The organism is Vibrio chanodichtyis (assembly GCF_028863985.1).
In the GTDB taxonomy this organism is placed as follows: Bacteria; Pseudomonadota; Gammaproteobacteria; order Enterobacterales; family Vibrionaceae; genus Vibrio; species Vibrio chanodichtyis.
Map to the genome: position 1 here is coordinate 17,808 of NZ_JARBFT010000014.1, position 24,308 is coordinate 42,115.

Annotated in this window: 22 protein-coding genes and 1 riboswitch; of the genes, 7 read left to right on the top strand and 15 right to left on the bottom strand. The window is 48.1% G+C overall.

Annotated features, from left to right (window positions below):
* Window positions 1-60: 60 nt before the first annotated feature.
* From PUN32_RS11920 to rpmH, 10 genes are all read right to left on the bottom strand, one after another.
* Window positions 61-942, bottom strand: a complete 882-nt coding sequence (locus PUN32_RS11920) for a ParB/RepB/Spo0J family partition protein (protein ID WP_274723428.1) — start codon at window positions 940-942, stop codon at window positions 61-63.
* A gap of 23 nt (window positions 943-965) precedes the next feature.
* Window positions 966-1,739: a ParA family protein gene (locus PUN32_RS11925; protein WP_166014003.1), complete on the bottom strand. Its 774-nt coding sequence runs from the start codon at window positions 1,737-1,739 to the stop codon at window positions 966-968.
* A 14-nt stretch (window positions 1,740-1,753) separates the two neighbouring features.
* A complete protein-coding gene (gene rsmG, locus PUN32_RS11930) occupies window positions 1,754-2,386 on the bottom strand; it encodes a 16S rRNA (guanine(527)-N(7))-methyltransferase RsmG (RefSeq protein WP_274723429.1) in 633 nt (210 codons plus the stop codon).
* Window positions 2,386-4,281 (bottom strand): tRNA uridine-5-carboxymethylaminomethyl(34) synthesis enzyme MnmG, encoded by a 1,896-nt coding sequence (gene mnmG / locus PUN32_RS11935; protein ID WP_274723430.1) that lies wholly within the window; start codon window positions 4,279-4,281, stop codon window positions 2,386-2,388. The genes rsmG and mnmG overlap by 1 nt, the downstream gene beginning before the upstream one ends.
* A gap of 483 nt (window positions 4,282-4,764) precedes the next feature.
* The gene (gene mioC / locus PUN32_RS11940) at window positions 4,765-5,199 is read right to left on the bottom strand and encodes an FMN-binding protein MioC (RefSeq protein ID WP_166014000.1); all 435 of its coding nucleotides are present in this window, start codon (window positions 5,197-5,199) and stop codon (window positions 4,765-4,767) included.
* A gap of 9 nt (window positions 5,200-5,208) precedes the next feature.
* Window positions 5,209-6,570, bottom strand: a complete 1,362-nt coding sequence (mnmE, locus tag PUN32_RS11945; protein ID WP_274723431.1) for a tRNA uridine-5-carboxymethylaminomethyl(34) synthesis GTPase MnmE — start codon at window positions 6,568-6,570, stop codon at window positions 5,209-5,211.
* Window positions 6,571-6,663: 93 nt separating this feature from the next.
* Window positions 6,664-8,289 (bottom strand): membrane protein insertase YidC, encoded by a 1,626-nt coding sequence (yidC, locus tag PUN32_RS11950; protein ID WP_274723432.1) that lies wholly within the window; start codon window positions 8,287-8,289, stop codon window positions 6,664-6,666.
* Window positions 8,290-8,291: 2 nt separating this feature from the next.
* A complete protein-coding gene (gene yidD, locus PUN32_RS11955; protein ID WP_166013997.1) occupies window positions 8,292-8,549 on the bottom strand; it encodes a membrane protein insertion efficiency factor YidD in 258 nt (85 codons plus the stop codon).
* Window positions 8,516-8,839, bottom strand: a complete 324-nt coding sequence (gene rnpA, locus PUN32_RS11960; RefSeq protein ID WP_240911933.1) for a ribonuclease P protein component — start codon at window positions 8,837-8,839, stop codon at window positions 8,516-8,518. The genes yidD and rnpA overlap by 34 nt, the downstream gene beginning before the upstream one ends.
* A 45-nt stretch (window positions 8,840-8,884) precedes the next feature.
* The gene (gene rpmH / locus PUN32_RS11965) at window positions 8,885-9,022 is read right to left on the bottom strand and encodes a 50S ribosomal protein L34 (protein WP_166013995.1); all 138 of its coding nucleotides are present in this window, start codon (window positions 9,020-9,022) and stop codon (window positions 8,885-8,887) included.
* Window positions 9,023-9,595: 573 nt separating this feature from the next.
* Between rpmH and dnaA the strand changes: the two genes are divergently transcribed.
* The 4 genes from dnaA to gyrB are packed head-to-tail and all read left to right on the top strand — an operon-like array spanning window position 9,596 to window position 15,700.
* The gene (dnaA, locus tag PUN32_RS11970; RefSeq protein WP_166013994.1) at window positions 9,596-10,999 is read left to right on the top strand and encodes a chromosomal replication initiator protein DnaA; all 1,404 of its coding nucleotides are present in this window, start codon (window positions 9,596-9,598) and stop codon (window positions 10,997-10,999) included.
* 52 nt (window positions 11,000-11,051) lie between these two features.
* Entirely contained in the window at window positions 11,052-12,152 is a 1,101-nt protein-coding gene (gene dnaN, locus PUN32_RS11975) for a DNA polymerase III subunit beta (RefSeq protein ID WP_274723433.1), read from the top strand.
* Window positions 12,153-12,170: 18 nt separating this feature from the next.
* On the top strand, window positions 12,171-13,271 hold the full coding sequence (gene recF / locus PUN32_RS11980; RefSeq protein WP_274723434.1) for a DNA replication/repair protein RecF: 1,101 nt from the start codon (window positions 12,171-12,173) through the stop codon (window positions 13,269-13,271).
* A gap of 11 nt (window positions 13,272-13,282) precedes the next feature.
* Window positions 13,283-15,700, top strand: a complete 2,418-nt coding sequence (gyrB, locus tag PUN32_RS11985; protein WP_274723435.1) for a DNA topoisomerase (ATP-hydrolyzing) subunit B — start codon at window positions 13,283-13,285, stop codon at window positions 15,698-15,700.
* Between the two features lie 75 nt (window positions 15,701-15,775).
* Here the strand turns inward: gyrB and PUN32_RS11990 are convergent, their stop codons facing one another.
* The 3 genes from PUN32_RS11990 to glyQ all read right to left on the bottom strand — a co-directional run bounded on the left by PUN32_RS11990 (window position 15,776) and on the right by glyQ (window position 20,358).
* Entirely contained in the window at window positions 15,776-17,032 is a 1,257-nt protein-coding gene (locus PUN32_RS11990; protein ID WP_274723436.1) for a valine--pyruvate transaminase, read from the bottom strand.
* 312 nt (window positions 17,033-17,344) lie between these two features.
* Window positions 17,345-19,426 (bottom strand): glycine--tRNA ligase subunit beta, encoded by a 2,082-nt coding sequence (glyS, locus tag PUN32_RS11995; RefSeq protein WP_274723437.1) that lies wholly within the window; start codon window positions 19,424-19,426, stop codon window positions 17,345-17,347.
* Window positions 19,427-19,440: 14 nt separating this feature from the next.
* Entirely contained in the window at window positions 19,441-20,358 is a 918-nt protein-coding gene (gene glyQ / locus PUN32_RS12000) for a glycine--tRNA ligase subunit alpha (protein WP_166013988.1), read from the bottom strand.
* A 204-nt stretch (window positions 20,359-20,562) separates the two neighbouring features.
* A riboswitch (yybP-ykoY riboswitch) is annotated at window positions 20,563-20,673 on the top strand.
* A gap of 90 nt (window positions 20,674-20,763) precedes the next feature.
* Between glyQ and PUN32_RS12005 the strand changes: the two genes are divergently transcribed.
* Both PUN32_RS12005 and PUN32_RS12010 read left to right on the top strand, forming a co-directional pair.
* A complete protein-coding gene (locus PUN32_RS12005) occupies window positions 20,764-21,318 on the top strand; it encodes a TMEM165/GDT1 family protein (RefSeq protein ID WP_274723438.1) in 555 nt (184 codons plus the stop codon).
* A gap of 132 nt (window positions 21,319-21,450) precedes the next feature.
* Window positions 21,451-21,702 (top strand): hypothetical protein, encoded by a 252-nt coding sequence (locus tag PUN32_RS12010; protein WP_166013986.1) that lies wholly within the window; start codon window positions 21,451-21,453, stop codon window positions 21,700-21,702.
* An 88-nt stretch (window positions 21,703-21,790) separates the two neighbouring features.
* Here the strand turns inward: PUN32_RS12010 and tusA are convergent, their stop codons facing one another.
* Window positions 21,791-22,042 carry a sulfurtransferase TusA gene (gene tusA, locus PUN32_RS12015; protein ID WP_166013985.1) on the bottom strand — a complete coding sequence of 84 codons (252 nt, stop codon included), beginning with the start codon at window positions 22,040-22,042 and terminating at the stop codon, window positions 21,791-21,793.
* A gap of 261 nt (window positions 22,043-22,303) precedes the next feature.
* On the opposite strand from tusA, the gene PUN32_RS12020 reads away from it, so the two are divergent.
* Entirely contained in the window at window positions 22,304-23,260 is a 957-nt protein-coding gene (locus PUN32_RS12020) for a LysR family transcriptional regulator (RefSeq protein WP_274723439.1), read from the top strand.
* Between the two features lie 18 nt (window positions 23,261-23,278).
* On the opposite strand, the gene acuI is transcribed toward PUN32_RS12020, so the two are convergent.
* Window positions 23,279-24,259, bottom strand: coding sequence for an acrylyl-CoA reductase (NADPH) (acuI, locus tag PUN32_RS12025; protein ID WP_274723440.1), 981 nt, complete (start codon window positions 24,257-24,259; stop codon window positions 23,279-23,281).
* Between the last annotated feature and the right edge of the window lie 49 nt (window positions 24,260-24,308).

The window sequence follows — 24,308 nt, forward strand, 5'->3', positions numbered from 1 at the left end:
CGACAACTTTCACGTAAACAACGGGGTTTTGCATAATTGATAACTATCAATTATCTCAACTTAATTCTGTAGCTTACTAATTAGTAACTGCAATTGATGAGGTTCATCAAAACTGATTGTCACTTTAGATTTACCGTTCACAGATCTCACTATAGAGACTTTTGCGGCTAATTTCTTACTTAAATTTTGTGACAATTGTTGTATTTCTAAATCCTCTACGCCATTTTTTACGACAACAGGATCCGCTAAACATTTTTTGACCAGTTGTTCAGTTTGACGAACACTCAACTGTTTCTTTGCCACCGCGTGGGCAATTTCACCTTGTTGATCGCCACTGAGCATCAGTAGCGCACGGGCATGACCCATTTCCAATTGCTTGCTGGCCAACAACTGCTTGACCTCATCACTTAACTGATTCAAGCGCAGTAAATTAGTGACAGTAGTGCGAGATTTACCAATCACTTCAGCCACTTGTTGATGAGTCAAACTAAACTCGTGCTGTAAACGCTCTAAAGCTTGCGCCTCTTCCATCACATTCAGATCTTCGCGCTGAATATTTTCAATCAAAGCCATCGCGATCGCGGCGCGATCATCAGCTTGTTTAATCAAACAAGGCACTTGTTTTAACCCTGCCTGCTTAGCGGCGCGCCAACGTCGTTCACCAGCAATAATTTCATAGCCACCAGAGACCAATTGACGCACCACGATCGGTTGAATGATCCCTTGCGATTGAATCGAGGCGGCTAACTCTTCCAGCGCTTGTGGGGAAAGATCTTTACGCGGTTGGTAGACACCGGGTTGCAAATTAGCCACAGAGAGATCGGCCAACTCACCTTCATTCGACATTGACTGGCTGATTGAAGCTGTGTGCTGCTTTTCCCGCGCCAATGAGCTGGTAGCCAGTAGTGCATCCAACCCTTTTCCTAAACCACGTTTCGTCATCCAAACCGATTCCTATTGTTGTGTTATGCGGGCACTTCTTCACGACGTAACATTTCACCTGCCAAAGCCAGATAAGCTTTGGCCCCCGCCGATTGCTTATCATAATACATCGCCGGTTTGCCATGGCTTGGCGCTTCAGCCAAACGAACGTTACGTGGAATAACCGTACGATAGACTTTGCTACCAAAGTGCTTTTTCAGTTGATCGGAGACTTCATTGGCGAGTCGATTACGCGGGTCGTACATAGTACGCAAGATACCTTCAATTTTGAGGTTATCGTTCACTACCGCGGCGAGTTTGCTGATGGTATCCATTAACGCAGTTAAGCCTTCCAGTGCGAAATACTCACACTGCATAGGAACCAGCACCGAATCAGCGGCTGCCATTGCGTTAATTGTAAGGAGGTTTAAAGACGGCGGACAATCAATAAAGATGAAATCATAGTTATCACGCACTGCAGAAAGTGCATTTTTTAAGCGCACCTCGCGGGCGAACACTTCCATCAACTTGATTTCAGCGGCAGTCACATCACCATTGGCGGCAATCAAATCATAATGGCCGGTGGTTTTATGACACACCACTTGCTCAAAAGGGGCATCTTCGACTAACAGCTCATAGGCCGTGGATTCAACTTGATATTTATCAACCCCGCTGGCCATTGTGGCATTGCCTTGTGGATCAAGATCCACCACCAATACTTTGCGTTTGGTGGCTGCCATTGACGCCGCTAGATTGATACACGTTGTCGTTTTCCCTACTCCGCCTTTTTGATTGGCGATTGCTACGATTTTACCCACGGTATGCCTCGCTGTTATTCCTTGCGCGCTAAGATTACAAGATGACGCTCACCTTCTAACTCAGGAACTTGCAAAGCTTTGATATCGATCACACAACACCACTCGGGAAGCTGGGTAATTTCATCATCCGGCCGCACGCCTTTCAACGCCAGAAACAAACCACCACCCGATTTAGGTAAATGTTGGCACCAATTAACCATATCGGTCATCGAGGCAAAGGCTCGACTTAATACTCCATCAAAGCCTTGCTCAGGATCAAACTCTTCGACTCGACTCTGCACTGGCAGCACATTGCTGATCTTTAACTCATGGATCACCTGTTTGAGAAAACGGATCCGTTTACCAAGACTATCCAGCAACACAAATTGTTTATCCGGATGCATGATCGCCAGTGGGATCCCTGGCAATCCAGGGCCGGTGCCCACGTCAATAAAACGCTCACCAACCAGATGTGGACTGACCGCCAAACTATCGAGAATGTGTTTGACCAACATTTCAATCGGATCACGAACTGAAGTCAGATTATAAGCTTTATTCCATTTATCAAGCAGTTGTACGTAACCAACCAACTGTTCGCGCTGCTGTTCTGTCACCAATAAATCGGTTTGGGCGATCAAAGCATCGAGTTTGATTCGTAATTGATTCATTACGCCGCGTCTCCCTTTTTCAGTAGACCATGCTTTTTCAGGTGTACCAATAAAATCGAAATCGCTGCAGGCGTAATACCGGAGATCCGCGAAGCAATCCCGATGGTTTCCGGTTTAGCCGTATTGAGTTTGAGCACCACTTCGTTCGATAACCCTTTCACTTGTTGGTAATCCAAATCGACGGGCAATTTAGTGTGTTCATGGCGCTGTGATTTTTCAATCTCATCCTGCTGACGCTGGATGTAACCCTCATATTTGACTTGAATTTCAACCTGTTCTGCCGCTTCAGCATCTTGCAACGCAGGACCAAAAGCGGCCAGCGTGGTGAGCAGATCATAATTCATCTCAGGGCGGCGCAATAAATCTTCACCACTGGCTTCACGTGAGATTGGGGTTTTCAATAGCGCATTAAGCTGCTCAACGCCGACCGAAGTGGGATTGATCCAAGTTTGTTGTAAACGTTGACGTTCTTGGGCCATCTGTTCAACTTTCTGGTTAAAACGCGCCCAACGTTGATCATCGACCAAGCCTAACTCACGGGCTTTTTCGGTCAAACGCAGATCGGCGTTATCTTCACGCAGCAGCAAACGATATTCGGCACGCGAAGTGAACATGCGGTACGGCTCTTTAGTGCCAATGGTCGAGAGGTCGTCAATTAATACCCCCATATAAGCTTGATCACGACGTGGGCTCCAGCCCTCTTTTTCTTGACTGTACAAACTGGCATTCAGGCCAGCCATTAAGCCCTGCGCGGCCGCTTCTTCATAACCTGTGGTGCCATTGATTTGCCCCGCAAAGAACAAACCATGAATAAATTTGCTTTCATAGGTCTGTTTCAAATCACGTGGGTCAAAGAAATCGTATTCAATCGCATAACCTGGACGCACAATGTGAGCGTTCTCAAACCCTTTCATTGAACGGACAATTTGCACTTGTACATCAAAGGGTAAGCTGGTGGAAATCCCATTTGGGTACAACTCAGTGGTGCTTAACCCTTCAGGCTCGATAAAGATCTGGTGACTGTTTTTATCGGCAAAACGCATCACTTTATCTTCAATTGACGGACAGTAACGTGGTCCGATCCCTTCAATGATCCCAGCGTACATTGGGCTACGATCAAGGTTGGCACGGATCACATCATGGGTGCGTTCATTGGTATAGGTGATATAACAAGGGATTTGCCGTGGGTGCTGCTCACGTTGGCCGATAAAGGAAAATACCGGCGTTGGGTTATCACCGTGTTGCGCCTCTAACACAGAAAAGTCGACACTGTTGGCATCAATTCGTGGTGGGGTGCCAGTTTTTAAACGATCAATCCGCAATGGAAGTTCGCGCAAACGATGTGCCAAAGTGATCGAGGCAGGATCCCCGGCTCGACCTCCAGCATAATTTTCAAGACCAATGTGGATCTTACCACCTAAGAAAGTTCCAACGGTTAATACCACCGCTTTGGCATGGAACTTAAGACCCATTTGCGTCACTACGCCGCGGATATGATCTTGTTCAACGATCACATCATCCACCGCTTGTTGGAATAGGGTGAGATTCGGGGTGTTTTCTAACACATTACGTACATACGCTTTATAAAGTGCGCGATCTGCTTGTGCGCGTGTTGCGCGTACTGCGGGACCTTTAGAAGCGTTTAAGGTACGAAATTGAATACCTGCGTGATCGATGGCTTGTGCCATCAAACCACCCATCGCATCGACTTCTTTGACTAAATGTCCTTTGCCAATCCCGCCGATCGCTGGATTACAGGACATTTGGCCTAAAGTATCAATATTATGGGTCAGCAATAATGTACGTTGTCCTGTACGTGCTGCAGCGAGAGCGGCTTCCGTTCCTGCGTGACCGCCACCAACGACGATGACATCAAATGTTTCGTGATAAAGCATGAACGACCTCAGGTATTCATTGAAACTAGGGTTAGCAAAAGAGACGTATTCTAACCTCTTTCGTGTGGCTAGAAAATCGCTTTCCCATTTTTTCCAATCCTGATTGCTAATTAATATATATAAAGATCTTTATAGAGATCTTTTTATTAGATCTATTATTAAGCAAGAGGATCTTTGTGGATAAGTGAAAAATGATCAACAAGATCATTCAGATTGAGAGGATCATATCGTGTGATCAAGCATTGATCTACTCAAGGATTAGCTGGGATCAAAATGCTTGGTTATACACAGTGCCTTGGGGATGATTAAGTTGTTATATGGATAAATATAGGAAGATCACCGGATAATAATAGATTTATCCACAATTGTTTTGGATGAAATATCAGCAATTCAACCATTTTTAGATTGCGCTGTTATCCACAGAGCATCAATAGCAGCTAAAAAAAGAGCGGCTTTCGCCGCTCATGATCGAATATTGATGGTTTAAAAACGATTGATCACCCGCTTGAGCCAAGCCTCAGCAGCATCTTCTGGTACTGAGTGCTGTTGAATATCGATACTAAAGCAGTTGGCTAGGGGCTTCGCGCCAATGTCACTCAGTAGTTGGTAAGCATGTTTACCGGCAGCACAGAAGGTATCATAGCTGGAGTCACCAATCGCTACCACGGCATAGCGCAGGGCAGCGGTATTCGGTGGGGTATCCTGCAATGCTTGAATAAATGGCTGAATGTTATCGGGGTATGCCCCGGCACCATGAGTTGAGGTGATCAGCAGCCAAGTGCCTGTGGTAGGGATATTATTCAAGCTTGGCTGATTATGAATTTGCGTTTCAAATCCCTGTTGCTGTAGAAGATCGCTGAGGTGGTCCCCTACATATTCCGCACCACCGAGGGTGCTACCGGTAATGATATGAATCATAGCGTTACTCTATTTACCAATACAGAATGATGAAAAAATACGCCCCAATAGATCATCAGAACTGAACTCACCGGTAATCTCATTGAGGTGCTGTTGGGTGATTCGTAGCTCTTCAGCCAGTATCTCACCCGCCATAAAGCCTTCTAATTGCTGTTGGCCAATCTCTAAATGCTCAGCGGCGCGTTCGAGAGCATCAAGATGGCGACGACGAGCCATAAAGCCGCCTTCTTGGTTACCCGCAAAACCCATGCACTGTTTGAGGTGTTCGCGTAGCGCATCCACGCCCTGACCGGTTTTGGCGGATAGACGGATCAAGGTCGGTTGATTGACATGGCAGATCCCAAGTGGTTCACCGGTTTGATCGGCTTTATTACGGATCACGGTGATGCCAATATTCTCCGGTAGCTTATCGACAAAGTCAGGCCAAATATCTTCGGGAGTACTGGCTTGTGTGGTAGTGCCATCGACCATAAACAGTACGCGATCAGCTTGTTGGATTTCTTGCCAGGCACGTTCAATACCAATCTTTTCTACCGCATCCGCCGCATCGCGGAGTCCAGCCGTGTCGATAATGTGCAGCGGCATTCCATCAATATGGATATGTTCACGCAGAACATCGCGGGTGGTTCCGGCAATATCGGTGACGATAGCGGATTCCTTACCTGACAGCGCGTTGAGTAGGCTGGATTTACCGGCATTCGGGCGACCGGCAATCACCACCTTCATGCCTTCGCGCATAATCGCCCCTTGATTTGCTTCACGACGAACAGCAGCCAGGTTATCGATGATGGTTTGTAGATCGGCGGAAACTTTACCATCGGCGAGAAAATCGATCTCTTCCTCAGGGAAGTCGATAGCGGCTTCAACATAAATTCGTAAGTGGATCAGTGATTCAACCAGCTTGTGGATCCGTTTGGAAAACTCTCCTTGTAGCGATTGCAGCGCGGATTTGGCGGCTTGCTCTGAGCTGGCATCAATCAAGTCGGCAATCGCTTCGGCTTGGGTTAAATCCAGTTTATCGTTAAGGAAAGCGCGCTCGGAGAATTCTCCTGGTCGGGCTGGACGCACCCCATTAATCTGCAAAATCCGTCGGATCAGCATATCCATCACCACTGGGCCGCCATGACCTTGCAGTTCCAATACATCTTCACCAGTAAACGAATGAGGGTTTGGGAAAAAGAGTGCGATGCCCTGATCGATCTGCTGAGCATGCTGATCAATAAATGGTAAGTATTCGGCGTAACGCGGGCGCAGGGTGCGCCCAGTTACGGTTTGTGCTACGTGGGCTGCCAGTGGGCCTGATACACGGATAATGCCGACCCCACCACGGCCGGGGGCCGTAGCTTGCGCGACAATGGTATCTGTTGTCATAGTGTTACCTAAACCGGAGTGAATTAGCGTTATTGTAATCAGCGCTCAACAAAAAGGCGACCTTTTGGCCGCCTCTTTATTAGTTAATCAAACTTACTTGGTGTGTAAGCCTTTCTTCTCCAGCGCTTTATAAATCAGCGTTTGTTGGATCAGCGTTACGATGTTGGATACCAGCCAGTACAGTACCAGACCTGATGGGAACCATAGGAAGAAGAAGGTGAACATCACAGGCATGAAAGTCATGATTTTCTGCTGCATTGGGTCGGTGATCGTGGTTGGGCTCATTTTTTGGATCACGAACATACTTGCACCCATCAGCAGTGGCAAGATGTAGTAAGGATCTTGCGCTGATAAGTCATGAATCCAGCCAAAGAAAGGTGAATGGCGCAGCTCAACCGATTCCATTAATGCCCAGTATAGCGCGATGAAAATCGGCATTTGTAGAAGGATAGGTAGGCAGCCACCGAGTGGGTTAACCTTCTCTTTCTTGTACAGCTCCATCATCTCTTGGCTCATGCGTTGGCGATCATCACCAATTCGCTCACGCATCGCTTGCAGTTTAGGTTGCAGCATGCGCATTTTGGCCATCGAAGTGTATTGGGCTTTGGTCAGTGGGTACATCGCACCACGCACAATAAAGGTGAGGCAGATAATCGCCACGCCCCAGTTGCTGACAAAGCTTTGGATCACCGACAGTAACCAGTGCAGTGGTTTGGCAATAAACCACAGCCAACCGTAGTCAACCACTAAGTCTAAGTTAGGCGCAACGGCAGCCATTTGGTCTTGTAGCTTTGGACCGACCCATAGACTGGCTTTAAACTCGGCCTGCTCACCATCGGCAATGGTTTTGTTTGGTGTGCGGATCCCCATGTCGCCTAAATTATTAATCACGCGTGAATAGAGTTGAGCTTGTGGCTCATCACGTGGGATCCAAGCGGCAGCAAAGTAGTGCTGGATCATCGCGACCCAGTTAACCGAGACATTATTCGGTGCGCTCAGATTGCGATCTTTCATATCGTCAAAGCTGTATTTCTTATAACGCACATCGCTGGTCGAGTAGGCACCACCACGGTAAGTTGGCATCGCTAAGTTACCACCAGAATCAAGCAGATTTTGGCGCAAATGAGCATACATACCTAAACTGGCAGGGTTACCAGAGTGGTTTGCGACATCAAACACCACATCCACCGCATAACTGCCACGCTTAAGGATGAAGGTTTTGGTGTAATCAATACCATTGGCTTGGTAAGTCATTGGAATGCGTAGCTCATCTTGACCTTCGGCCAAGGTAAAGCTATCGGCACTGATTTGGTAAGCAGGGCGGTTATTGCTGGTGACATCAATCCCTTGCGGGCCAACTAAACCACTCTGTGCTACAAACTGATGCCCTTGGCCGCTTTCTAGCAGCACAAAATATTCAGGTTCATCAAGCTCTTGAGTATATTTATTCAACTGTGCATTGACGATATCGCCGCCAAGCGTATCAATAGACAGAGTTAGTACGTCATTGGTCACGGTAATGATCTTTGCCTGTGCCGCGACATTCTGGTTAGGCGCTGGATCTAACTCATCTGAATATGAAGGAGCAGAAGCTGCGCCAGTGGATTGAGCCTGCTGTGTCGCTTGTGGTAGCGGGTTCTTCGCTGCTTGCCATTGTTGGAATAGCAGGAAAGAAACTAACGCCAGAGCGATTAACAAGATATTACGTTGAGAATCCATCGTTATTTATCTCTGTCTTGTTTTTGAACTGGAGGAACGGGGTCAAAACCCCCTTCATGCAAAGGGTGGCATTTTAATAGACGTTGAGTGGATAACCAACATCCTTTTATAAAACCGTGAGCTCGCAACGCTTCTATCGCATAGGTAGAGCAAGTCGGAGTGAATCGACAGCGTGGGCCGATAAGAGGGCTAATGAACCACTGGTAGAGTTTTACAATACCAATGGCTAACCACGAGAAGGGCGAGAGAGGCGTTGCCATAGTTTATCAAGCAAATTAAACAGTTGTTCATTGCTCAAATCTTGCGCGCTCTTTTTCGCAATGACAACAAAATCTTTATTAGGTAGCTGATTTTGATGTAAACGAAAGCTTTCCCGACATATCCGTTTGAATCGGTTACGGCCTACAGCAGTTTTAATCTGCTTTTTCGGAACCGCAAGTCCCAAACGTGGATGAGCAAGAGAATTAGTGCGAGCGATAATCGTGAGATGAGGTGAACCAGCACTGTGAGCTTGCTGGAAGACTGTTTGATAATGTTCGGGAGTTAACAGACGTAACTCCCGATTGAATGCGTACGTACTCAAAATAATTCGGAATTATTTTGACAGGCGCTTACGGCCTTTTGCACGACGTGCATTCAGAACTTTACGACCGTTCGCAGTCGCCATGCGAGCACGGAAACCGTGATTACGCTTGCGCTTCAGAACTGAAGGTTGAAAAGTGCGTTTAGACATGTTGTTACCTTTACTGATCAGTAGTTTTAGGTTCTTAGTTAACCCGGCGTGGGCATTTAGGTCTTCACTGAAGACGCCGACGCCTCTCAACAAAGAGGCGGAATTGTAATCACTGTCACAAAAGCTGTCAATGATTGGCTTTCCCCAGTCTGAACCGACGCTATAAGCGAATTCATTCTGGTTGCCGCTTTATTTGCGGTCGGCCGATTATACGGACAAACGGTAAAATCTCAAGGATCCTTAACGGATCCAAATGTAATAAAGCAATTTAGGGTTCAGCTTACGCAATATAATAGAGGCAGAATTTCGCGATCAAACCAATAAATAGTCAGTTATTAACAACAATCGAACAGGAATAGAAAAGTGGGGATAACTCGTTAGGATCCTAAGCAATGTGGATCATTATGTGGGTAGTGCGAGTAAAATGTGTGAGGATCTCACCGATTTACCCGAAAACAATGTGAATAACTTAGATCTTATTCACTGGATCATCGATCCAGCGCTGGCGATCTGAGTTATCAACAGGTAGAATCGACCCTCTTTACCGATCGTTGATTTTTGAGTGAGGGAATCGTGTCATCTTCGCTATGGTTGCAATGTTTGCAACGGCTTCAGGAAGAGCTACCTGCCGCAGAATTTAGTATGTGGGTGCGTCCGCTCCAAGCGGAGCTCAATGACAATACTCTCACTTTATTTGCGCCTAACCGCTTTGTATTAGATTGGGTGCGCGATAAGTATCTCAATAGTATCAATCGCTTGCTGCTAGAGTTTAGTGGTAACGATGTGCCTAGCCTGCGCTTTGAAGTGGGTAGTCGTCGCGTGGTAGCAGTAAAGCCTGCTCCGGTGCGCACTGCCGCCGATGTGGCGGCAGAGTCTTCAGCTCCGGCCCAGCTTGCCCAGCGTAAACCGATCCATAAAACGTGGGATGACGACAGCGCAGCGGCCGATATTACTCACCGCTCGAATGTGAACCCGAAACACAAGTTCAATAACTTCGTGGAAGGTAAATCTAACCAACTCGGTTTAGCGGCAGCGCGTCAAGTATCCGATAACCCTGGTGCGGCTTATAACCCACTGTTTTTGTACGGTGGTACGGGTTTAGGTAAAACTCACTTGCTGCACGCGGTAGGCAATGCGATTGTTGATAACAATCCGAATGCCAAAGTGGTGTACATGCACTCTGAGCGTTTCGTGCAAGATATGGTAAAAGCACTGCAAAACAATGCGATTGAAGAATTCAAGCGCTATTACCGCAGTGTTGATGCCTTGCTGATCGATGATATTCAATTTTTTGCTAATAAAGAGCGCTCGCAGGAAGAGTTCTTCCACACCTTTAATGCGCTGCTGGAAGGCAATCAACAGATCATTTTGACGTCTGATCGCTATCCAAAAGAGATCAATGGCGTAGAAGATCGTCTCAAATCACGTTTTGGTTGGGGTTTAACGGTAGCGATCGAGCCTCCGGAGCTAGAAACTCGCGTCGCGATTTTGATGAAAAAGGCCGAAGATCACCAAATTCATCTACCTGACGAAGTGGCCTTCTTTATTGCTAAACGTCTGCGCTCTAATGTGCGCGAGTTGGAAGGAGCACTCAATCGGGTGATCGCTAACGCCAATTTTACCGGTCGACCGATTACGATTGATTTTGTACGTGAAGCGTTGCGGGATTTACTCGCACTGCAAGAAAAGCTGGTCACCATTGATAATATTCAGAAAACGGTGGCCGAATACTACAAAATCAAAGTCGCCGATCTGCTATCAAAACGTCGTTCGCGTTCCGTAGCGCGCCCGCGTCAATTAGCCATGGCACTGGCTAAAGAGTTAACTAACCACAGCTTGCCTGAAATTGGTGATGCTTTTGGCGGGCGTGACCACACCACAGTATTACACGCATGCCGTAAAATCGAACAATTGCGCGAAGAAAGCCACGATATCAAAGAAGATTACTCGAATCTGATCCGTACGCTTTCCTCTTAATTGGCGCTATGGTTTAGTGCACTTTGCTTTCACTTTCGTTGAAGAGAAGACGATGAAATTTACCATTGAACGTAGCCACTTAATTAAACCATTGCAGCAAGTATCTGGCACTTTGGGTGGCCGTGCTAGCTTGCCGATCTTGGGTAATTTGTTGCTCAAGGTGGAAGATAATCAACTATCAATGACCGCGACGGATCTGGAAGTTGAATTGCTAAGCCGCATCACCCTAGAAGGTGAATTTGAAGCCGGTAGCATTACCGTGCCAGCCCGTAAGTTTTTAGATATTTGCCGTGGTTTGCCAGATAGCGCAGTGATCACTGTGCTGCTCGAAGGCGATCGCATTCAAGTACGCTCAGGTCGTAGCCGTTTCTCGCTGGCCACGTTGCCAGCCAGTGATTTTCCAAATATCGAAGATTGGCAAAGTGAAGTACAAGTGTCACTCACCCAGGCCGAGCTACGTGGTCTGATTGAAAAAACCCAGTTTTCAATGGCTAACCAAGATGTACGCTATTACTTAAATGGTATGCTATTTGAGATTGAAGGATCGACTTTGCGTTCTGTAGCAACCGATGGTCATCGTATGGCGGTGGCGCAAGCTCAGCTTGGTGCGGATTTTGCGCAAAAACAGATCATTGTGCCGCGTAAAGGGGTACTCGAGCTGGTCAAATTGCTTGATGCGCCAGAGCAGCCAGTGGTACTGCAAATCGGCAATGCTAACTTGCGAGCAGAAGTTAACCACTTTGTTTTCACTTCTAAGCTGGTTGATGGCCGTTTCCCGGATTATCGCCGTGTATTACCGCAACATACCAGTAAAACGCTTGAAGCGGGGTGTGATGAATTACGCCAAGCTTTTTCGCGTGCCGCGATCCTGTCCAATGAAAAATTCCGTGGCGTGCGGGTCAATTTAGCCGATAACGAAATGCGGATTACCGCCAACAACCCAGAGCAGGAAGAAGCGGAAGAGTTGCTGGATGTGAACTTTGATGGCGATTCGATCGAGATTGGCTTTAACGTCAGCTACATTTTGGATGTGCTCAATACCTTGCGTTGCGACCAAGTGCGTGTGTCAATGTCGGATGCCAATGCCAGCGCTTTGGTGGAAAATGTCGCGGATGACAGTGCCATGTATGTGGTGATGCCGATCCGTCTTTAAAGGTGTAATCCAGTTGCCATGCCGCTTTCTCGGTTAGTGATCCAACAGTTTCGTAATATTAAAGCCTGTGATATTCGCCTATCAGCAGGCTTTAACTTTCTTATTGGGCCAAACGGCAGCGGTAAAACCAGTGTGCTTGAGGCGATTTATCTGCTTGGTCATGGCCGCTCTTTTAAAACCGCACTGACGGGGCGGATCATTCAAAACGAGTGCCGAGAACTGTTTATCCATGGTCGAATTTGTGAGCATGGTTTGAGCTCTGATCAATTTGAGCTACCGGTTGGCATTAATAAGCAGCGTGATGGCTCAACAGAGGTTAAAATAGGCGGCCAAACTGGGCAGAAGCTAGCGCAATTAGCGCAAATTTTGCCATTGCAACTGATTCATCCGGAAGGCTTTGAGCTGCTGACCGATGGACCAAAACAGCGCCGTGCTTTTATCGATTGGGGGGTGTTTCATACTGAACCCGCCTTTTATGAAGCATGGGGGCGGTTTAAGCGGCTGACTAAGCAGCGCAATGCGTTATTGAAAAGCGCGCACAGCTACCGTGAACTGAGTTATTGGGATCAAGAATTAGCCAATTTGGCGGAGCAGATTGACCAGTGGCGAGCCCATTATGTCAATCAATTGAAAAATGTGGCAGAGCAGTTATGTCGCGCATTTTTGCCAGAATTTGAGATTGATTTAAAGTACTATCGAGGTTGGGAAAAAGATCAGCCTTATCAATCAATTCTGCAGAAAAACTTCGAAAGAGATCAGCAATTAGGCTACACCGTTAGCGGCCCTAATAAAGCCGATTTGCGGATCAAGGTCAACGCAACCCCAGTGGAAGATGTGTTATCACGGGGGCAATTGAAATTAATGGTGTGTGCGTTGCGAGTTGCGCAAGGTCAGCACCTTACTGAGTTAACCGGCAAGCAATGCATTTATCTTATCGATGATTTTGCTTCCGAATTGGATAGCCTACGTCGCCAACGTTTGGCAGATAGCCTTAAAGGGACGGGGGCGCAGGTTTTTGTAAGTTCTATTACCGAAAGCCAAGTGGCGGATATGTTGGATGAGTCCAGTAAAACTTTTCATGTTGCCCATGGTGTAATAGAGCAAGGATCAATAGAGTGAGAGAGTAACTCATGTCGAACAATTACGATTCATCGAGTATTAAGGTACTGAAGGGTCTGGATGCAGTACGTAAGCGTCCGGGTATGTACATCGGCGACACGGATGATGGCACCGGTCTGCACCACATGGTTTTTGAGGTGGTGGATAACTCAATTGATGAAGCGTTGGCAGGTTACTGTAAAGACATCGTGGTGACGATCCACGAAGACAACTCAGTGTCAGTCAGCGATGACGGTCGTGGTATTCCGACTGAAATGCATCCTGAAGAGCAAGTTTCGGCGGCAGAAGTGATCATGACCGTACTGCACGCCGGCGGTAAATTTGATGATAACTCCTATAAAGTCTCCGGCGGTTTGCACGGAGTTGGGGTTTCGGTGGTTAACGCCTTGTCGGAAAAAGTGCAACTGACGATTTATCGTGGCGGCAAAATCCATTCACAAATCTATCACCATGGTGTGCCACAAGCACCCCTCGCCGTCGTCGGTGAGAGTGAGCGTACCGGTACTACGGTACGTTTCTGGCCAAGTGCTCAAACCTTTACCAATATTGAATTCCATTATGACATTCTCGCCAAGCGCTTGCGTGAGCTGTCATTTCTCAATTCTGGCGTGTCGATTAAGCTGGCCGATGAGCGTGAACAAGATAAAAAAGACCACTTTATGTATGAAGGTGGTATTCAAGCGTTTGTTTCTCACTTAAACCGCAATAAAACTCCAATCCATGAAAAGGTATTCCACTTCAATCAAGAGCGTGAAGATGGTATCAGTGTCGAAGTGGCGATGCAGTGGAACGATGGTTTCCAAGAGAACATTTACTGCTTTACCAACAATATTCCACAGCGTGATGGTGGTACCCACTTAGCCGGTTTCCGTGGAGCTTTGACCCGTACGTTGAACAACTACATGGACAAAGAAGGTTTCTCGAAGAAAGCGCAAGCGGCGACTTCCGGTGATGATGCCCGTGAAGGTTTGACGGCGGTCGTGTCGGTCAAAGTGCCAGATCCTAAATTCTCTAGCCAAACCAAAGACAAACTGGTTTCTTCTGAAGTGAAATCAGCGGTTGAATCGGCGATGAATGAGAAACTGGCTGACTTCTTGGCGGAAAACCCGAGTGAAGCGAAACACGTCTGCTCCAAGATTATTGATGCGGCGCGTGCGCGCGAAGCGGCCCGTAAAGCCCGTGAGATGACTCGTCGTAAAGGTGCGCTTGATTTAGCCGGCTTGCCGGGCAAATTAGCCGATTGTCAGGAAAAAGACCCAGCATTATCTGAACTGTATATTGTGGAAGGAGACTCAGCGGGCGGTTCAGCGAAGCAAGGTCGTAACCGTAAGAATCAAGCGATTCTGCCGCTGAAAGGTAAAATTCTTAACGTAGAAAAAGCACGTTTTGACAAAATGCTCTCTTCGCAAGAGGTCGCGACACTAATCACCGCGCTGGGTTGTGGTATCGGCCGTGACGAGTACAACCCAGATAAACTGCGTTATCACAACATCATCATCATGACCGATGCGGACGTCGACGGCTCGCACATTCGTACCCTGCTGTTGACCTTCTTCTACCGCCAAATGCCAGAGCTGATTGAACGTGGTTACATTTACATCGCGCAGCCACCACTCTACAAAGTGAAAAAAGGCAAGCAAGAGCAGTACATCAAAGATGAAGATGCGATGAACCAGTACCAAGTAGCACTAGCAATGGATGGTGCAGCTTTGCACGTTAATCCGGATGCTCCTGCGTTGGCAGGTGAGCCGCTTGAGAAGCTGGTGCAGCAATACAATGCCGCGATCAAGTTGGTGGAACGTATGAGTCGCCGTTACCCGTATGCGCTGCTGCATGAATTGCTGTACGTACCACGTATCAGTGCTGAGTTGTGTGTTGACCAAACTGCGGTGCAAGCTTGGACCGAGCGTCTGGTTGAGCAACTGAATGCCAAAGAAGTGGGTGCCAGCCAATACAGTGTGCTGGTTGAGCACAATGCTGAACTGAATGTGTATCTGCCAAAAATTCAGGTGCGTACTCACGGTGTGACCCATGAATACTTATTGAGTGCTGATCTGATCAACTCGAAAGAGTACGCCAAACTGGCTGATCTGTCGCAAGCGTTAGATGGCCTGATTGAAGCGGGGGCATTCATTAAGCGTGGCGAGCGCGTGCAACCGATCACCAGCTTTGCTGCCGCACTGGAGTGGCTGATCAAAGAGTCACGCCGTGGCCTGTCGATCCAACGCTATAAAGGTCTGGGTGAAATGAATCCAGATCAGCTGTGGGAAACCACGATGGATCCAGATACGCGACGTATGATGCAAGTGACGATTGAAGATGCGGTGGGCGCAGATGAACTGTTCACCACTTTGATGGGCGATCAAGTTGAGCCACGCCGTGCGTTTATCGAAACCAATGCCTTGAAAGTGGCTAACCTCGACGTCTAATCCCGCCAGCCTGTTAAGTGCTATAAATTAAGCCCGCGAAATTCGCGGGCTTTTTACATTGCTCAGTTTGGGGGGTTAGACGTTGGCCTGTTGATACGCTTTTTGTACTTCTTCAGCGATGATCGCGATGCCTTGTGCCATTTCGGCTTCATTTTGCACATAGTTCATGCGCAAACATTGATGGGCGTGTGGCCACTCTTGTGGTTGACCGATAAAGAAGTATTCGCCCGGTACTATCAGCACCCCACGCGCTTTCAAACGTTGGTACAGCTCCATGGTGGTGATCGGCAATTCATCAAACCATAGCCAGAGGAAGATCGCCCCTTCCGGTTTATGGATGCGAAAACGCGGATCATCAATCGTACTTTGCAGCAGTTCTACCGCATGTTGCGCTTTTTGGCGATAAAACGGTTTGATCACCTGCTCGCTTAATCTCAGTAGATCGCCTTTTGCTATCATTTGTTGTACCAGTGCAGGGCCCATACTACCCGGCGCTAAGCTAATGATACCATTCATGTTGGTCAGCGCTTGAGTGACCGCTTGATTGGCGATCACTATCCCACAGCGCAGGCCGGGTAAGCCCAGCTTGGACAAACTCATACACAAGATGGTGTTGTCATTCCAAAACGGTGCAACGTCTTCAAAAATGATATTGGGGAAGGGCACTCCGTAAGCATTGTCGATGATTAAAGGCACACCGTGTTCACGCGCTAATTGGTCGAGTTTGTGGATTTCCTGATCGGTTAAGACATTACCGGTTGGATTAGTCGGGCGTGAGACACAGATCGCCGCCACCGACTCATCGACTTTCAGCTCAGAAAAATCCACATGGTATTTGAACAGTCCTTGGTCGAGCAGCTCAATCTCTGGTCGGTAGGAGACAAAAATATCTTCATCAATTCCCGCATCGGCGTAGCCAATGTATTCGGGTGCCAGTGGTAGCAGTATTTTTTTGTGTGAACCATCGGGCTGTTTACCCGCCAGCAAGTTAAATAGGTAGAAAAAGCCGCTTTGGCTACCGTTGGTCAGGGTGATGTTTTTTTCGCTGATCTCCCAGCCATAGGTTTCGCGTAGCAGCTTAGCTAGCGATTTCACAAACACATCTTTGCCTTGTGGCCCATCATAATTGGTCATCGCATGCAGCAGCGAGCCATCGGCCAACATGTCGGCACTGGTGTGGTGAAAGTAATCGAGCATGGCAGGAATCGCGGCAGGGTTACCGCCACCGAGCATGATCGCGCCAGGGGTGCGCAGACCATCATTCAAATCATCCATTAACTGGGTAATACCGGAATAGCGATTAAACTTTTCGCCAAAAGAGGAATAGTGCATTGCTCGACTACCTAATGATTGTTGTGTTTGTGAAAGATATACCGGTGGGATCTCCGCCGTTTAGAGTAGTGTTTCAACATAGCGCAATGTTTTTAACTGGCAAAGCACTATTTTTGAATCCCCTTCCGACTTGAAGCTGCAGCGGTGTTGGCTACGTTCCTTCACCCCAATCACATAGCGTATCTATGCTCATGGGGATTCACTCACTTGCCGCCTACCTGCAACTCCAAGTTGTTTGGGGTGCGCGATGAAAAACAAAGCCCAACTCATAGGAGTTGGGCTTAAGCTTAGTCAGATCAAAGCTGGGCGAGCTTATTTTTGCAGCAGCGAAATGTCGGCAATTTGCAAGAACAGGTTACGCAGCTTGTTAAGCAGGGTGAGACGGTTCTGCTTCAGTGCTTGATCGTCGGCCATTACCATCACGTTGTCGAAGAAGGCATCGACAGGCTCGCGTAGGCCAGCCAGCTTGCTTAGGGCTTGTTGATAGTCACCAGTTGCGAACGCCGGTTCTAACGCTTCAGCCATGATTTCGACCGCTTCCGCTAAGGTTTTTTCGGCGTCTTCTTGCAGCAAAGCCAGATCGATTTCTGCGGCTAACTCACCATCGTACTTAGCCAGAATGTTGCCGACCCGCTTGTTAGCGGCGGCCAGTGCTTCGGCTTCTTCAAGTGCACGGAAGTGTGATACCGCTTTGACGCGTTGATCAAAATCAGCCGGTTTGGTTGGGTTACGCGCCAGTACCGCTTGGATGATGTCGCTGCTAAAGCCGGCATCTTGGTACCATGTTGGGAAGCGGCCGAGCATAAACTCAATCACTTGCTGCTCAACGTTGGCGTTGGTCAGGCGGTCACCAAACAGGGATTTGGCTTTGGCGATTAAATCGACCAGATCCAACTGGTAGCCGTATTCAACCAGAATACGCAGCACACCGAGTGAAGCTCGACGCAGCGCAAATGGGTCACTGCCTTTCGGCGCTTGGCCGATACCAAAAATACCAACGATAGTATCGAGTTTGTCAGCCATCGCGACCGCCGCAGAAACGCCACGGCTTGGCAGTGCATCACCGGCGAAACGTGGCATGTATTGCTCGTTCAGTGCAACGGCTACTTCTTCAGCTTCACCATCGTGACGCGCATAGTGCATACCCATTACGCCTTGAGTGTCGGTAAATTCAAACACCATTGAGGTCATGAGATCGCATTTGGCCAGTAGGCCAGCGCGCTTAGATTTTTCAACGTCAGCACCGATCTGCGCGGCGATGTAGCCAGCCAGTTCAGTAATGCGGTCGGTTTTGTGTTTAATGGTGCCGAGTTGCTGTTGGAAAATCGCGTTTTCCAGCAGAGCTAAGCGATCCACCAGCGGACGTTTACGGTCGGTATTGAAGAAGAATTCCGCATCCGCTAGACGTGGACGCACCACCTTCTCGTTACCTTCGATAACGTGGCGAGGCTCTTTCGATTCGATGTTGGAAACGAAGATGAAATTCGGCAGCAGTTTTTTGCTGGCATCATCCATCTGGTGCGAATAAACCGGGAAGTACTTTTGGTCACCTTTCATGGTGTACACCAAAGCTTCAGCCGGAACTTTGAGGAATTTCTCTTCAAATTTCGCGGTCATCACCACTGGCCATTCAACCAATGAGGTCACTTCTTCCACTAATGCATCATCCAGATCGGCGATACCGCCCAGTTGTTGCGCCGCTTGTTGCGCGCCTTCAATGATCAGCGCTTTACGCGTTGCGTAATCCGCGATGACTTTACCGCGCTGTTCAAGGATTGCAGGGTATTGTTGCGCAGATTCGATGGTGAACTCCGCTTCGCCCATGAAACGGTGGCCGCGTACGATGCGATCCGATTTCACGCCCAAGATTTCACCTTGGATCAACTCGCTACCAAACAAGATGGTCAGGGTTTTGACTGGACGGATAAATTGAGTCTCTTTATCGCCCCAACGCATTGGTTTGGCAATCGGCAGGTTAGCCAGCGCTTTGGCGGCCATCTCCACCACCACAGATGCGGTTTGTTGACCTTGTACTTGCTCTTTAAACAGCAGCCATTCGCCTTTATCAGTGACTAGGCGATCGGCTTGTTCTACCGTAATGCCATTGCCACGAGCCCAACCTTCGGCGGCTTTGGTTGGCTTGCCATCGGCATCAAATGCCACGTTGACCGCTGGGCCACGTTTTTCTACCACGCGATCTGGTTGACTTGTAGCCAAATTGGCCACTTTGAGAGCCAAGCGGCGTGGTGTGGCAAACCAAGTCACGCCTTGGTGTGCGATGTCAGCGGCGGCTAGCTCAGTTGCAAAATTGGCCGCAAAGGCTTCAGCCAGTGTGCGCAGTTGCTTTGGTGGTAACTCTTCTGTGCCGAGCTCAATTAAAAATTCTTTTGCCATGAGTGCTGTTCCCCTTACTTCTGTTGTGACGGCTTACACATAGGGAAGCCCAGCGCTTCACGGGATGCGTAATAAGCTTCGGCGACCGATTTAGTGAGGTTGCGAATGCGCAGAATGTAGCGCTGGCGCTCAGTGACTGAGATCGCTTTGCGTGCATCAAGCAGGTTGAAGGCGTGCGCCGCTTTCAAAATGCGCTCGTAGGCTGGCAGTGGCAGTGGCTTTTCAAGTTCCAGCAAATGTTGGCACTCTTTTTCGCACTGGTCGAAGTAAGTGAACAGGAAATCCACATCCGCATGTTCAAAGTTGTAAGTGGATTGCTCAACTTCATTTTGGTGGTAGATGTCACCGTAAGTCACTTTGCCGAGTGGGCCATCGTTCCAGGTCAGATCATAAACTGAATCGACGCCCTGAATGTACATCGCGAGACGCTCAATACCGTAAGTGATTTCACCGGTTACTGGTTTACACTCTAGACCGCCCACTTGTTGGAAGTAAGTAAATTGAGTTACTTCCATGCCGTTCAGCCACACTTCCCAGCCCAGACCCCAAGCACCTAAGGTTGGGTTTTCCCAGTTGTCTTCCACAAAGCGGATATCGTGCACACAAGGGTCAATCCCCAATACACGCAGAGAACCTAAGTACAATTCTTGAATGTTGTCTGGTGATGGTTTGATGATCACCTGAAACTGGTAGTAGTGTTGCAGACGGTTTGGGTTTTCACCGTAGCGGCCGTCGGTTGGGCGGCGTGAGGGTTGAACGTACGCGGTCGCGATAGGTTCAGGGCCTAATGCTCGTAAGCAAGTCATCGGGTGAGAAGTACCTGCACCCACTTCCATGTCGAGCGGTTGCACAATAGTACAGCCTTGTTGGGCCCAATAATCCTGCAGCGCGAGGATCATACCCTGAAAGGTTTTGATGTCGTATTTTTGCATAGTCAGGTTCGCGCGATTCTTCTGTCTGAATTGATAAAAGATAACACTGAAGTATACCCAGTTATTGGCTGACAAAGTAGAGCAAATCTTGCTGATTTATTGGTCACACTGCGCTTTTATCGCTGCATGCTGGTTATTAGCGGGTAACCAGTGCATTAAGCTGGAGACAAAAGGTTGCACTCGGAACGCGATGTGGCTAAAATCCGCCCCGTCTTTGGGGAGTAGCTGGTCGTTAAGTGGTCAACTTAGCGATTCACACATCAACATATTTGGTACTCAATTACCATGGTGTGTGAGACCTGAGCCTTCAGGTTTAGCAAGACCTTAGACAAACAACACGAACTGGGATAGGGCGTGGTTGTTTGTCTATGGTTGCATAATAATCCCTATCCCGAAGAGCATGTCATGAGCGTTTTAGCAATTTCCATCACTACCGTTGCGTTGGCCGAGATTGGCGACAAAACCCAACTGTTATCCTTGTTACTGGCGAGCCGTTATCGTAAGCCGATCCCAATTATTGCCGCGATTTTTCTGGCTACGATCGCCAATCACGCGTTAGCGGCTTGGCTCGGCGTGGTGGTTGCAGACTATCTCTCGCCGGAGATCTTAAAATGGGTGTTGGTGGTCAGTTTCCTCGCGATGGCGGGTTGGGTGTTGATCCCGGATAAATTGGATGAAGATGAGTCTATCTCCAATCGCGGTCCATTTATTGCCAGTTTTATCGCTTTCTTTGTGGCGGAAATTGGCGATAAAACCCAGATCGCAACCTCAATTCTTGGTGCACAGTATGCTGATGCTCTGAGTTTTGTCATTTTGGGCACGACCATTGGTATGTTGTTAGCCAACGTGCCTGTGGTGCTGATTGGTAAGCTTTCGGCCGACAAACTGCCATTGGCATTGATCCGTAAAATTACAGCGCTGCTGTTTTTTGCTTTGGCGATTGCTGCTGGGTGCTATTAATCTGCACTGGGCAGTGCGATCTGGCTATGCCGCGTTGCACAGCGTGATCGACTGCCCATCCTAAGCCTGCATCTCGTGCTAGGGTTGTGTCGAGATCCATCTGAGAATCAACGGACACAAGGAGCAAGCCGTATGCTGACCCGCTATATGGGCATGAGTGCCAAAAGCCAAAGTTATTTATTTACCTTTGGCTTAATTTTGACCCTGCTAGGGATGACCTTAACCAATTTATGGATGCCAATGGTGATTGGTGCGCTTGTGATGACCGCCTTAGCGGTCGAAGCTTGGATCCGAGTAGCGCATATTATTCCGCTGCACGATCAAGTGCGTGAAATCAAACAGCAGCTCCATCAGCTACAAGCGGAGATCCACCGCGTCGAATAGAGGTTGATAAAAGCCATAACGGCAAGGTGGCCAGTTCGGTGGTTTTGCCGTTATGGGGCTATTTAAACTTGGTTGATTCAGCGTTGATCTATTCAACTAGGCCTTTTTTAATCAAATATTGATACGGCAGAGTATCGGTGATAGCGCCGAGTAATTGATGATCCATAAAGCGGCAAAAACTCGGTATATCCCGCGTGGTCGAGGGATCATCTGCCGTGACCAATAAAATCTCCCCATCTTGCATTGTGCGCATGGTTTTCCGAACCATCATCACGGGCTCTGGACAGCGTAATCCTTCTGCTTCTAGGGTATGTGTGGCAATGTGCGGATTAAAATTCATGCTAAAACCTGCTGGGTATCACAATTAGGGCGTAGATATTACTGGTGAGGAAAAAATATTCAACATTCAGTCGCGAAAAGCTGGCTGGTAGCAGCCATTAATTATACGCCTATATCCATACTGATTATGACTCTCTCGCTGGTCGTCTTGCTGCTGCCTGCCAATAGTCTTGGTATCAGCTTTAGTCGAGAAAGCTGAGATTTTATTTATCGATTGGGTAAACTCTAGAGTATGGCCTTCTTGTAATAAGCGGATGTAAGTGTGGAATTAGAAGATATCTACCGTCGCGATCTCAACCTTTTGGTTGCTTTATGTGTGTTGGTTGAGGAGTGCAGTGTCAGCAAAGCCGCAGCTAGGTTGAATCTAAGTCAATCAGCAATGAGCCGAATACTTGGCCGTTTGCGTTATTTACTTAATGACCCATTATTTACCCGTCATGGACAGCGCCTGATCCCAACTGAAAAAGCCCTAACATTTAAGCATGATCTTGGCCAGCCGCTTGAAACACTGCGCCAGTTATTATCTCCTGCTGAGTTTAATCCTAAGTCTTGTCAACAAACCTTCACCATTGCGACTACTGATTATGCGATGCAGACCATTTTGCCATTTGCTTTACCACGCATTTATCAAGAAGCTCCGAATGTGGCATTTGAGTTATTGCCATTGCAGCATGAGCGGCTAGTGGATCAACTGACTTATGATGGTGCTGATTTGGCGATTTGTCGGCCAATTGGTTCGATTCAACCTTTGCAAAGTCAAGTTTTGGGGCGGGTGGGTGTGCTGTGCTTATTATCAGAGCATCATCCGCTAGCTCAAGCGTCGATGACTTTACAAGATTATATTTATTATCCCCACGCGATGATTGCGATTAGTGATGGAGTTAAAGCTCTGCTTGATCAGGCGCTGCAAGGGCAACCAGCACGTCGAATGGTGCTTAGGGCTTATCATTTAGCGGCAGCGCTAGCGATTATTGATATCATGCCGCTTATTATTACCGTACCTGCGGATTTGGCTTATTTGGTGGCTGAGCGTTATCAGTTGGTGGTGAAACCTTTGCCGTTTGCATTTACTCCTTTTGATTATTCGATGATTTGGCATCCGCGCTGTGAGCATTCTCCTGCCCAAGAGTGGCTGCGCAGTATTGTCAAAGAGGAGTGCGGTAAATTGATTGCTAAGCGAGTAGAAGATATGGGACTTGATGATTCAAGGCCCATATAGGGCCTTGAATGGATGAGATTACAATTTAATCACCACCCGACCAGTCACTTGACCATTGGTGATGGCGGCGGCGTATTCCGCTACCTGTGCTAAGTCGATTTGGTGGCACGCTTGTTCAAAGTAACTGGCAGGAAGCAGTTCGACCAGTTTTTGCCACGCCGCCACGCGTTTTTCCAATGAGCAGTTAACCGAATCTACCCCTTGTAGGCGTACGTTACGCAAAATAAATGGCATCACTGTGGTCGGCAGATCGAAACCGCCCGCTAAACCACAGGCCGCGACCACACCGTGGTAATTCATTTGTGCCAAGATGTTAGCCAGCATCTGGCTACCAACCGTATCGATCGCTCCAGCCCACTGCTGTTTTTCCAATGCACGAGCTGGCTCGGCAAATTGGTCACGCTCAATAATACGACTCGCGCCGAGTTTCGTGAGTAGTGGACCATTCTCGGCCGCTCGCCCAGTCACGGCTACCACTTGATAGCCCAATGCCGCTAGCAAGGTTACCGCTACGGAACCCACCCCGCCACTGGCGCCTGTAACTAAGATTTCGCCATCTTCAGGTTGAATGCCACCATCGAGTAGTGCTTGCACGCACAGCATGGCGGTTAAACCTGCGGTGCCAATCATCATCGCTTGTTGGCTGGTTAAGCCTTGTGGCAGCGGTACTAACCAATCAGCCTGTAAACGTGCTTTCTGTGCCATGCCGCCCCAGTGGTTTTCACCGACGCCCCAGCCGGTCAGTATGACTTGATCGCCCGCTTGGTAGCGTGCATCTTGTGAGCTGAGCACTTTACCAGCTAAATCGATGCCCGGCACCATAGGAAAATGACGAATGATTTTGCCTTTACCAGTGATGGCGAGCCCATCTTTATAGTTGAGAGATGAGTAATCGACCGAGATCAGTACATTACCATCAGGTAATTGTTCCTCATCAATCGTGTTGATAGTGGCGATGGTGCGTTTATCTTGTTGGTTTAAGATTAATGCTTGAAACATGGGATTCTCCATTCATGGTCAGCGTTGGCTCTAGTCTAGTCTTGATTGG